Source organism: Hyphomonas sp. (genome assembly GCF_040882205.1).
Lineage (GTDB): Bacteria > Pseudomonadota > Alphaproteobacteria > Caulobacterales > Hyphomonadaceae > Hyphomonas.
Map to the genome: position 1 here is coordinate 1 of NZ_JBBEBT010000350.1, position 10880 is coordinate 10880.

Annotated in this window: 10 protein-coding genes; 4 read left to right on the top strand and 6 right to left on the bottom strand. The window is 64.9% G+C overall.

Annotation, left to right across the window (positions count from 1 at the left end; all coding sequences use genetic code 11):
- From WEA77_RS15285 to WEA77_RS15295, 3 genes are all read right to left on the bottom strand, one after another.
- Positions 1-191, bottom strand: a 191-nt coding sequence (locus WEA77_RS15285; protein WP_368068732.1) for a sigma factor, incomplete at its 3' end; no start/stop codon positions are given.
- A gap of 97 nt (positions 192-288) precedes the next feature.
- Positions 289-849, bottom strand: a complete 561-nt coding sequence (locus WEA77_RS15290; RefSeq protein ID WP_368068733.1) for an EF-hand domain-containing protein — start codon at positions 847-849, stop codon at positions 289-291.
- 44 nt (positions 850-893) lie between these two features.
- Entirely contained in the window at positions 894-3587 is a 2694-nt protein-coding gene (locus WEA77_RS15295; protein ID WP_368068734.1) for a bifunctional [glutamine synthetase] adenylyltransferase/[glutamine synthetase]-adenylyl-L-tyrosine phosphorylase, read from the bottom strand.
- Between the two features lie 105 nt (positions 3588-3692).
- Here WEA77_RS15295 and WEA77_RS15300 point away from each other — a divergent pair, with 105 nt between their 5' ends.
- The 4 genes from WEA77_RS15300 to WEA77_RS15315 all read left to right on the top strand — a co-directional run bounded on the left by WEA77_RS15300 (position 3693) and on the right by WEA77_RS15315 (position 8056).
- Positions 3693-4091: a cytochrome c-type biogenesis protein gene (locus tag WEA77_RS15300; RefSeq protein ID WP_368068735.1), complete on the top strand. Its 399-nt coding sequence runs from the start codon at positions 3693-3695 to the stop codon at positions 4089-4091.
- Positions 4092-4234: 143 nt separating this feature from the next.
- Entirely contained in the window at positions 4235-5779 is a 1545-nt protein-coding gene (locus WEA77_RS15305; RefSeq protein WP_368068736.1) for a Do family serine endopeptidase, read from the top strand.
- 21 nt (positions 5780-5800) lie between these two features.
- The gene (locus WEA77_RS15310) at positions 5801-6499 is read left to right on the top strand and encodes a response regulator transcription factor (RefSeq protein ID WP_368068737.1); all 699 of its coding nucleotides are present in this window, start codon (positions 5801-5803) and stop codon (positions 6497-6499) included.
- 33 nt (positions 6500-6532) lie between these two features.
- Positions 6533-8056: a sensor histidine kinase gene (locus WEA77_RS15315; RefSeq protein WP_368068738.1), complete on the top strand. Its 1524-nt coding sequence runs from the start codon at positions 6533-6535 to the stop codon at positions 8054-8056.
- Here the strand turns inward: WEA77_RS15315 and WEA77_RS15320 are convergent.
- The 3 genes from WEA77_RS15320 to WEA77_RS15330 form a co-directional block, all read right to left on the bottom strand.
- A complete protein-coding gene (locus WEA77_RS15320; RefSeq protein WP_368068739.1) occupies positions 8031-9938 on the bottom strand; it encodes a heme lyase CcmF/NrfE family subunit in 1908 nt (635 codons plus the stop codon). The genes WEA77_RS15315 and WEA77_RS15320 overlap by 26 nt on opposite strands.
- Positions 9935-10360 carry a cytochrome c maturation protein CcmE gene (locus WEA77_RS15325; protein ID WP_368068740.1) on the bottom strand — a complete coding sequence of 142 codons (426 nt, stop codon included), beginning with the start codon at positions 10358-10360 and terminating at the stop codon, positions 9935-9937. Before WEA77_RS15325 ends, WEA77_RS15320 begins: the two co-directional genes overlap by 4 nt.
- A gap of 54 nt (positions 10361-10414) precedes the next feature.
- On the bottom strand, positions 10415-10880 hold a 466-nt coding region (locus tag WEA77_RS15330), incomplete at its 5' end, for a tetratricopeptide repeat protein (RefSeq protein WP_368068741.1).

Consider the following 10880-nt stretch of genomic DNA (forward strand, 5'->3'; position numbering starts at 1 on the left):
CAGCAGGGCAGCGATTTCCAGGCGCGAAGGAAGGTTTCCTGTGTCACGTCTTCCGCCTCCGCGCGGTCAGCCAGCATCCGCGTCGCGAGACTGAGGACGCCGGGGCTGTAGCGGTTGACAAGGGCACGCACCGCAGCCGGATCGCCCGCTGCAGCCCGTGTGATCTGTTCAAGGTCAGACGTGAAGGCCACGCAGAAGCGTCTAGCCGATTCCGAACCGGAAACCCGAGAAACATTTGCAGGGGGTGTTCAAATGTCTCTGCCTGGCTCCGGTCCGGTCCGGTTGTGCTTATTGCTCGGCCGGTTTGTCCCGCCATTTACTGCGGCGCTCCTTCATATTGGCCTTTGCCGCTGCCTGCTCGGCGGCGGAGATGTTGCCGTCCCCGTCGGTGTCGAGCTTGGTGAAGTGCTCGAGGTGCTGTGTCAGGAACTCAGCCTGGCTCCAGGCGCCATCGCCATCCGTGTCAGCCGCGGCAAACTTTTCGGCCGATTTCCCGACCATCTTTGCCTTGCGGGCCTCCATCTTGGCCGGATCAGCATCCGATTTCGGCTTGCGCGGCTGCTTACCTTCCATTTTCGCAGCCATCCCGGCCTTCATCTCGGCGCGGCGCGCTTCGCGGCGGGCCTTGAGTTCTTCGCGCGTGACGAAAAGGTCGCCGTTGGTGTCAACCTTGGTAAATGCAGCGAGGGCAGCGGTTTCAGCTTCGACGCGTGTGACCATGCCGTCCGAATTCGTATCGATTTTCTCGAAGTGCTTGCCGCCGCCCGTGTGGCCTCCGGCCTGAGCGACCACCGGGACAGCCAGCGCGAGTGTCAGCGCCGAGGCTGCGGCGAGAGTGAATTTCTTCATTGTGAGCTCCTTGTTGATCCCAGCGCTGATGAAACGGGGGGACCTCAGGATTCCGTCGCCGGCAGGTGCAATTTTTCAGCAGCCAGGGCGTGGACCCGCGCTTTTACATCAGAAAGGCGCGCTTCCAGCCCCTCAAAATCTTCTTCCCCGGCGGCGCGGCACATGCGCGCTTTCAGGCCCTCGGGCATCTCAGCATCTACCGGATCGGTACCAATCGCGATGCGTTGCAGCTGCTGCATTGCCGAAAGCAGGTTCAGCGCGGCGCGCAGGAAGCACCAGTCAACGCTGTCTGCGCCGTCTGCGTCCGCGAGGCCGGAAAGCGCCATGCCGGTGTTCGGGCGAACGAGATCCGGCCGTACCCGGAGCAACATGTCCTGCTGCGCCATGAACTCAATATCGACGAGCCCGCCCTTCGCCGTCTTGAAGTCCCATAGTCCGTGTCCGGGCTTTTCGCGGTAAAGCATCTGGCGCATGTCCGACACATCCTTGGGTATCTGCTTGCGGCGCGGGCTGCGGGCCCGGGCGCAGATGGCATCGGCGCCGATCTGGCAGACCGCCGCACCGAGCGCCGCATCACCGGCGACGAAGCGCAACCGGGTCAGTGCCATGTGCTCCCAGGTCCAGGCCTCTTCGTTCTGGTAATGGCGGAAGGCTTCGAGGCTGACCGCAACAGGGCCGCCCCGGCCGGAGGGGCGCAGGCGCATGTCGACTTCGTAGAGCTCGCCTTCGGCCGTTGGCGCGGTCAGGCCGGTGATCAGGCGCTGCGTGAGACGCGTGAACCAGTTCTGCGCATTGTCTGCGGACGAGTCGTAGATCACGATGATGTCGAGATCCGAACCGGCGGTCATTTCCTCGCCGCCCAGCTTGCCCATGCCGAACACCGCCCAGCGGCCTGGAACCTCTCCATAGCGCCGGGTGGTTTCCATCTCTCCCACCGCCGCCATGTACCGGATCGTGTCGTCGGCGAGGCGTGTCCAGACCTGCGCAGCTTCTTCGGGCGCGATCAGGCCGTGCAGCAGGCGGTGACCGGTCAGGAAGCTCTGTTCCCGGTGGTAGCGCCGCCAATTGTCCAGTGCCGCATCAAAAGTCACCGCGGCGCAGGCGTCCGGCGCCTTCGGAATGACGTTGGAGACAAGCGCCTCGAGCAGGTCCGGACGGCGCGCGAGGATGCGTGCCAGGCGCGGCGCCAGCGCAAGCGTGGCCACAAGATCGGACAGGAGGTCCGGCTTTGCGAGCAGCATCGATAGCGTCTGCACGCCGGAGGAAAGTCCCTCGAAAAACCTCGAATACCAGTGAAAGGCCTGATCCGGCTCGCCCGTTTCGCCCATCGCTTGCAACATACCCGGCAAGATGGAGGTCAACAATTCGCGCCCGCGCGCCGTGCGCGTTGCCGGCACCCTGCCCCGGTGCCAGTTGCGGATCGTGTCGATGGCTGAGGAGGGATCGGAGAATCCGAGCCGTGACAGGGTCTGCACCGTACCCGGATCATCGTCGACGCCGGTGAAGACAAGATTGCCGAGGGCGTGGTGGGTGGCGGCGCGGTCCTGCTGCGCAAACAGTGCGTCGTAGGCGGCCTGGACTTGCCGGCGTGTTTCCAGCAGGTCGCGGTCGAATTCCCCAAGTGCGCCGTAGCCGCAAAGGTAGGCGAGGCTTTCCCGTTCAGCGGTGTCCACCGGAACCGTGTGCGTCTGCTCGTCATGGCGCATCTGGATGCGGTGCTCGACATTGCGCAGGGCGCGGTAGGCGGCGGTCAGCGTGGACGCGGTCGACGGCGAGACAACACCGGCCGCCTGCAGCGCGGCCATGGCGCCGAGCGTGGTATTGTCGCGCAGCGCAGGTTCGCGTCCACCGAGGATCAGCTGCTGGGTCTGCACAAAGAACTCGATCTCGCGGATGCCGCCTGGCGCGAGTTTAACATCCGGTGAGAGGATATCGAAATCATCTGCGCCGACCTTGGTATTGATCATGCGTTTGATGGCCTGGATGTCGCCGATGGCCCAATAATCAAGATTGCGGCGCCAGACGTAAGGCTCCATCCGTCCAAGGAACTTCTCGGCGGCGGCGCGGTCGCCTGCTGCCGGCCGCCCCTTGATCCAGACCATGCGCTCCCAGTTCTGGCCAACACTCTCATAGTAGAGTTCAGCCATCTCGGTTGAGACCGCGAGGGGGGTTGAGGAGGGGTCGGGACGCAGGCGCAGGTCGGTGCGGAAGACATAGCCTCCTGCAGTAATCTCATCCATGATCTTCACGACATCGCGCACCACACGCTGCGCCGCTTCGCCTGGATCGCGGCCCGCGCCATCGAAGCGGTCGCGCTCGTAGAAGGCAGCAATGTCTATGTCGCTCGAATAGTTGAGTTCGAAGGCGCCCATCTTGCCCAGCGCGATGGCGAAGATGCCCTCGCCTTTCAGGCCGCGAGACATCAGGGCCGTGCGCAACGCAGCTTCAAGGCTGGCACAGGCAAACTCGGTCAATCCGTGCGTGACGTCCATCACGTCGCGCTGACCGGAGAGATCGTCTCCTGCCAGCGACAGGTGCACAGCCAACTTCGCCCCGCGCAGGACGTTCATGGCCACCTCAATCGGCGTGTCCGCAGGCAGGTTCACCGCTGCCGCCAGCGCCGCTGGGAAGCTTGCGCCGACGCCCCGGTCCCGCAAGCGCCGGAGATAAGGAGCGTGCGTTTCGGCGGCGGCGAGGGCGATGTCGGGACTGGAGGCGATGGGTCGGATCGTGAGCATCCATGAGGCTTAGCCGAGGAGGCCGCCCGGAACAAACCCGGCGGGCGACAGGCTGAGGCGCCGTGGGTGGTTTCGCGCGCCGCCCGGATTTGCTATCTGACGGGCATGAAAAGTCTCCTCGCCGCAGCCTTCATTGCATTCCTCGCGGAGACGCCGCTCGCGGACGCGTCCGAGGAAGCCCGGGCCCAGTCGCTGATGCGGGAAATCCGCTGCGTCGCCTGCGAGAACGAGCCGGTATCCCAGTCCTCGGCCGCGATTGCGGAAGACATGCGCATCCGCATCCGCGAGATGGTCGACGCCGGCGCCTCGGACAAGCAGGTCCGGGACTGGTTCGTCAGCCGGTATGGTGAATTTGTGCTGTTCCGCCCGCCGTCCCGCGATCCGTCGGGATGGCTGCTCTGGGGCCTGCCCTTCGCACTGCTCGGAACCGGCCTTGTTGCCGGCGTGATTCTTGCCCGCAAGGCCGGCGGGAAATCGCCCGAAATCGAGGCGGAGGACGCCTGAAAGCGCCGCTCGTGGCCTGCTGCGAGCGGTTCACATTCGCGGGAAATCACCTAACTGTCTTTTAATGACCACATTAAGTGTGGCATGTTTAAGTTGGCGTCGTCGCCGCATCAGGCGGCCTTTTCACTTATCTGGAGTGGTTGATGAACAAATTTGGCGTTTCGGCGCAGACGCTTGTAGCGGCAGCCTTCGGGGCCGCGATCATGGGATCCGCAATCGCCATTCCAAAAATGGTTTCCTCGGACGCCGGCGCGCAACCGATAGCCATCCAGGCGCCTCCCGGCGCCCCGCTCAGCTTTGCGGACCTGATCGAAAAGGTTGAACCCGCCGTCGTCTCGGTCAACGTCGTCTCGACCCAGGACCTGAGTGATCTCGGCGACATGGATCAGTTCTTCGAACAGTTCCGCGGGATGCCCGGCCTTGAAGACTTCTTTGAACAACGCCGCCAGCAGCAGGAACAGGAAAGCCCGCGCACCCGCGAGGCGCGTTCGCTCGGCTCCGGCTTCTTCATTTCGCAGGATGGCCTGGTCGTCACCAACAACCACGTCATCGAACGCGCCACGCAGATCCAGATCGTGATGAGTGACGGGCGCGAGATTGACGCCGAACTCGTCGGCTCCGATCCGCTGACCGACCTCGCCGTCGTCCGCGTCAAGCAACCAGGCCCTTACCCCTATGTGTCGTTCGGCACATCGCGGGACATCCGTAAGGGCGACTGGGTCGTCGCCCTCGGCAACCCGTTTGGCCTCGGCGGATCGGCCACAGCAGGCATCCTGTCCGCTGACGGCCGCGAACTTGGCGCCGGCAGCCCGTATACCGACTTCCTGCAGATCGACGCGCCGATCAACCGGGGCAACTCGGGCGGCCCGACCTTTGATCTCAAGGGCAATGTCATCGGCGTCAACTCGCAGATCCTGTCGCCCACCGGCGGCTCGGTCGGCATCGGATTTGCCATTCCCGCCGAACTGGCCAAGGAAGTGACCGACACGCTGATCCGCAATGGCCGCGTCTCGCGCGGCTGGCTCGGTGTGCAGATCGGCGACCTGACGCCGGAGTTCGCCGAGGCTCTTGGCCTCGAGGATGTCAAGGGCGCCCTGATCGCCGACGTGACCAGCGGCAGCCCCGCCGAACGCGCCGGCCTGAAGCGCAATGACATCATCCTGTCGGTCAACGGCACCAAGGTCACCGATTCCACATCGACAACGCGCCTCGTCGCCAAGCTGATTGCCAATACGAAGAACGAGTTCGACATCCTGCGGGATGGCAAGCCTCAGTCGATCAGCGTGACCGTGGGCGAGCGCCCGGCAGACCCGAACGCCGCCGGCCCGGCCGGCGACGGCAGTGGCAACCGCGCCACCCCCGGCGCACCGTCCTCCGTACCCGGCACGCTGCTTCCGGACTTCGGCGTCCGCCTCTCCCCGATGGACGAAGAGACCCGCACCCGCCTCGGCCTGCGCGCCGGGGATACGGGCCTCGAGGTCACCGAAGTCGCGAAGGACGGCATCTTTGAAGAAGCCGGTTTCGAGAACGGCATCGTGATCCTGGCAGCTAACGGACGGGCTGTTCCGAGCGTGGACGCCTTCGAGCGCGCCATCGCCGAAGCCCGCGCCGCCAACCGGTCGAAAGTGCTGCTGGCACTCCGGATTGGTCAGGTCACGAACTATCGCACGATCGATCTTCCCAAGTAACCCGCGTAAATGGAGCCCCTGATGGCGGATACACTTCACCATCGATCCCTCAAGGTTCTCGTGATCGAAGATGATCACGAAATGGCCAATTTCATCGAGAAAGTTCTCGAAGATGCAGGCCATGAAGTCGAATGTGCCCGCGACGGAGCTGCCGGGCTTGCCCGGGCCCGCGCCGCGGATTTCGACGCCCTCGTCGTGGACCGAATGCTGCCGGAAAAGGATGGCCTGACGCTGATCAGGGAATTCCGGGATGCCGGCGGCACGACGCCCGCCCTCTTCCTCTCGGCGCTCGGCGACGTGCAGAACAAGGTGCAGGGCCTGAAGGCCGGCGCCGAGGATTATCTCGGCAAGCCCTTCGTTCCGGCAGAACTGGCTGCCCGGGTGGAAGCCCTCGGCCGGCGGACGACCACCGAGCCGCAGGTCACCACGCTGAAAGCCGGCGACCTCGAGATGAACCTGCTGACCCGCAAGGTCACCCGGTCGGGCAGGAAGATCGATCTCCAGCCACGCGAATTTCGCCTGCTGGAATACCTGATGCGCCATGCCGGTCAGGTCGTGACCCGCACGATGCTGCTGGAAAAGGTCTGGGACTACAACTTCGACCCCCAGACCAACGTCATCGACGTGCACGTCTCCCGCCTGCGCGCCAAGATCGACAAGGACTTCCCCGAGCCCCTGCTGCAAACGGTGCGGGGCGCAGGTTACCGCCTGCAGGGCTAGACGGCGATCATGGGGGCTGGCACCTAGGCGCCCATGAAGCTGCCCACCAACCGGCCGGCCTGGCTCTCCTATGAGCGCATCGCCAAGCTGCCCGCGAATCTAGCCGGGCGGCTTGCGCGATTCCCGGACGGGATACGCCTGCCGATCCCGGAACGGGTTCGCAAGGCGATGCCGATCTTCGTGCGCACAACGACCTTCAAGCTGGCCCTGCTCTACAGCTTGATGATTGGCGCCTTTTCGGGCGCCCTGCTGGCCTATCTCTACTATTCTACTGTCTATTACATCCGCGTCGAATCCGAGCGCCGTATCACGGTGGAGTTCGAGCAGCTCGCCAACGCTTACTATACCGGCGGCATGCAGCGCCTCAGCCAGTCCGTGTTCGAACGGATGACGCTGTCGGGCTCGCCCTTCTACTACTACCTTGAAGACACGTCCGGCCGGAAGATCGCCGGCCACTTTCCCCGCCTGCCGGACGACCCGCCGGAGTCCGGCATGAAGACGGTCTATTTCGATTTCGAACTTCCGCAGACGGATGGAACGAAGGTCCTTCGCCCTGCTGCCGGGCGCATCGTGCGCCTGCGCGACAATGGCGGCGCCTTGATGGTGGCGTTCGATACCGCGCAGCAGACAGTGATCGTGGACCGAATACAGAGCGCGATCCTGGTTGCTGCGCCAGTCGCCCTTATCCTGTCGCTGTTCGGCGGTGTGCTGATCACACGCGGCGCGGCGCGGCGCGCGGAGGAACTCGCAAAGACCGCCGAGGCTGTGATCGGCGGCGAGCTCAGCCGGCGCGTTCCAGTGCGCGGTACGGGTGACGAATTCGACCGTCTCGCCCAGCGGATCAACGCGATGCTTGATCAGATCGGCAAGCTCGTCGAGGCCTCCCAGAATACCGGCAACGCCATCGCGCACGACCTTCGCTCTCCCCTCACCCGGCTGCGCAACCGTCTGGAAATCGCGCTTTCGCGGCCAATGTCACAGGAAGACGCCAACACGACACTGGGCGAAACGGTCGAGGAAGTGGACCGTGTACTCGACACGTTCAATGCCATTCTCCGCCTCGCCCGGCTGGACGCGGGCACCGAAGGCCTCCGTGTGCGGATGGACCTCAGCGAAGTGGCCGAAGAACTCGCCGAACTGTTTGACCCTGCCTGCGAAGAAGCCGGCCTCAAGTTCCGCAGCCAGATCATGCGCAACCAGCTTGTGCTGGGCGACCGGGAACTGATCGGCCAGGCGATCTCGAACCTGATCGACAATGCCATCAAGTATACGCCGGCCGGCGGCTCGATCTCGCTGAGCGTCACGCGCGGGCCGGAAACGATGATTGACCTTACGGTCCTGGATACCGGCCCGGGTATTCCGGAAGTTGAACGCCCGAAGGTGATCGAGCGCTTTCACCGCATGGACTCGGCGCGCACCCAGCCCGGCTCCGGCCTCGGCTTGTCGCTCGTGCAATCGGTCGCTGACCTGCATGGCGGCGAACTTGTGCTGGCAGACGGAAACGGGCCGAAGGATTGCCCGGGCCTTAAGGCTACGCTTCGGCTGCCGCGGGCTTAGCAGCGCGGCGCGAAGGCCAGAGGCCAAGCAGGCCGCCGAGGCCAATCAGCACGACGCCCAGAAAGAGCAAATCGACCAGCGGGTTGAAGTAGACACGGAATACCCAGCGCGGCTCGCCGTCTACTTCGCGGGCTTCGCCGAGCGCCGCATAGAGGTCGCCGGTGCCCGTCTTGTGGATGGCTGTTTCGGTCGTCGGCATGGCGGCGGCTGGATAGAAGCGTTTCATCGGCGTCAGTGTCGCCGTCTGGCTTCCCTTGCGCGCGGTCAGCACGGCGCGGTCGGCATACCAGTCCGGGCCCTCGATGGAGCGGACTTCCTCCAGCGTGATGTTCCACCCCGCCACGGTTCCAGAGCCGCCCTCCGGCAGCGCCAGCGTCGCTTCATAGCGCCCGGTCGTCTCGACCACAGCGCCGATCACGAACAAGCCGAGCCCGATATGCGCCAGCGTCATCGACCAGACCCGGCGCGGCAGTTTGAACACCCTCCCCGGTGTGATCGCCCGGCGCTTCAGTTCCCAAAGTGCGCCGCCTACGAGCCAGGTGCCGACCGCGAGGCCGAACGCGGCGCCAGCCGGAATGTCGAGCGGGCCAATACCGAGCAGCACGAAAACAAGGACGAGGGCCGCCCCGCCCGCCGCCCAGCGCAGCCAACCCTTCACATCCGCCTTGCCCCATGCCCAGGCCTGAACGACCGGAAGGAGAAGCAGGATCAGCGCCAGGATGGGAACGAATGTGAGGTTGAAGTAGGGCTCGCCGACCGAGATGGTGCGCCCGAACGCTTCGGCGATCAGAGGGAAAAGTGTGCCGAGCAGCACGGTGAGCGTCGCTACGATCAGCACGACATTGTTCGCCATCAGCGCGCCTTCGCGGCTGAGCAGCGTCCAGGCCTTGCCGCCTTCGAGCTTTGGTGCGCGAAGGGCAAACAGGCCAAGCGCAAATCCCCCATACGCGAGCAGGCCCAGCAACAGCAGGGTGCCCCGTTCTGGATCGACCGCAAACGCATGGACGGATGTGAGCACACCTGAGCGTACGAGGAAGGCGCCAAGGATCGAGAACAGGAAAGCCAGCACGGCCAGCAGCGCGGTCCATGCGGCAAAGCCCTCGCGCTTCTCGGTGACGACTACCGAATGCAGCAGCGCCGCGCCGATCAGCCAGGGCATCAGGGAAGCGTTTTCCACAGGATCCCAGAACCACCAGCCGCCCCAGCCAAGCTCGTAATAGGCCCAGTAAGACCCGAGCGCGATGCCGAAGGTGAGCGGCGCGAAGGCAGCCAGCGACCAGACGCGTGCCTCCCTCGCCCAGGCGCGGTCGATGCGGCCCTCCATCAGGCCCGCCGCCGCGAGCGCAAAGACGAAGGAGTAGCCGACATAGCCGAGGTAAAGCATTGGCGGATGGATCGCGAGCGCCGGGTCCTGCAGCAGCGGATTCAGTTCGCCGCCCTGAAACGGCGCCGGATCAAGCCGCAGGTAAGGCGAGGACGCGAACAGCAGGTAAGCCAGCGCGCCGAAGGACAGCAGGCCCTGAACCCCGAGGGCACGCGCTTCAAACACCTCGCGCCCCGTGCGCATCATCGCCGCCGCGCAGGCGCCAAATCCGATGGTGACAAGGCACCAGAGCGCCATCGAGCCTTCATGGTTTCCCCATGTGCCGGCAATCTTGTAGACCATCGGCTTCAGCGTATGGGAATTGTTGGTGACGAGGGCGACCGAGAAGTCCGAAGTCACGAACGCGTTGATCAGCGTCAGGAACGACAGCGCCATCAGGGCGAACGCGGCGATGGCCGTCAGGCCCGCCAGCCGGCGTTGCCCGCGCAGGCCGAACACGCCTTGCGCCAGCGAGAGGGCAAATGCGAGGAAGGCCGCGAAATGTCCGGCCTCGATCATCCGCCCGCCTCGAGCGGCTTCAGTTCGCGCGGCTGGTAGTTCTCGTCATGCTTGGCCAGCAGCAGCTTGGCGGTGAAGGTGCCGCCTTCGGTAAACGATCCGGTCGCGACTACGCCCTGCCCCTCGCGGAACAGATCCGGCGCAACGCCCGTGAAGCGCACGGTGATCGTGTTCGGGCTGTTGTCGATGACGATGAACTGCATGGTTGCGCCGCCATCCGCATAGGTCAGCGTACCCGGCTCCACCCAGCCGCCGACCTTAACTTCCTTGCCCGCTTCTGGCATGCCTTTTTCGGCCAGCACTTGCGGCGTGTAGAAGAGGTTTACGTTCTCCCGCAGGGCGAAGAATGCCAGCACGGCCGCGCCCAGCACCAGCAAGGCGGCGATTGCGAAGGTGTAGAGACGGCGGGTTCGGGCGCGCATGCGTGAAGGTATAGGGCGCACCGGTGGGTTTGGGGAGTGCGGCAATGCGGCGGGCTATTGCGCAGGCGCCGCCGCCCCTTCTTCCCCGATGGCCTCGATCATCGCGCGGAAGCGGTCGCGGCGGGGGTCGTCTTCCGGCAGGCGTGCGTAAATGTAGCGCATGGCCTGCTCCGCCCTGGCCTGGTCGCCCGCCTGCGCCGCGCCCATGGCCGCAAACATGCCCGCGCGCACCTGCGTCTCATCGAGTTCATAGGCCCGCGCATAGAGCCGGGTCGCATCGGCGCTGATCGCGCCCTCGCCAAGTTCCACCAGCACATCGGACAGCGCGATAAGGGCGGGCACGAAATCGCGATTGCGCCGCAGCGCCGACTGATAAGCCCGCAGCGCATCATCCGGCCGGCCCTGCGCGCGCAGCATCTCGCCAATGAAGAAGTGCGGCTCCGGCGCGGCGGGCTGGTCCTTGATCGCCTGTTCCAGTCGCGACAGCGTTTCGGCCGGCGACAGGGATTGCGGATCGGTG

Bases quoted from the DNA above. Each gene is read 5' to 3' on its own strand.
- WEA77_RS15315 (WP_368068738.1), top strand. From the start codon at position 6,533: ATGAAGCTGCCCACCAACCGGCCGGCCTGGCTCTCCTATGAGCGCATC.
- WEA77_RS15325 (WP_368068740.1), bottom strand. From the start codon at position 10,360: ATGCGCGCCCGAACCCGCCGTCTCTACACCTTCGCAATCGCCGCCTTG.
- WEA77_RS15310 (WP_368068737.1), top strand. From the start codon at position 5,801: ATGGCGGATACACTTCACCATCGATCCCTCAAGGTTCTCGTGATCGAA.
- WEA77_RS15320 (WP_368068739.1), bottom strand. From the start codon at position 9,938: ATGATCGAGGCCGGACATTTCGCGGCCTTCCTCGCATTTGCCCTCTCG.
- WEA77_RS15295 (WP_368068734.1), bottom strand. From the start codon at position 3,587: ATGCTCACGATCCGACCCATCGCCTCCAGTCCCGACATCGCCCTCGCC.
- WEA77_RS15290 (WP_368068733.1), bottom strand. From the start codon at position 849: ATGAAGAAATTCACTCTCGCCGCAGCCTCGGCGCTGACACTCGCGCTG.
- WEA77_RS15305 (WP_368068736.1), top strand. From the start codon at position 4,235: ATGAACAAATTTGGCGTTTCGGCGCAGACGCTTGTAGCGGCAGCCTTC.
- WEA77_RS15300 (WP_368068735.1), top strand. From the start codon at position 3,693: ATGAAAAGTCTCCTCGCCGCAGCCTTCATTGCATTCCTCGCGGAGACG.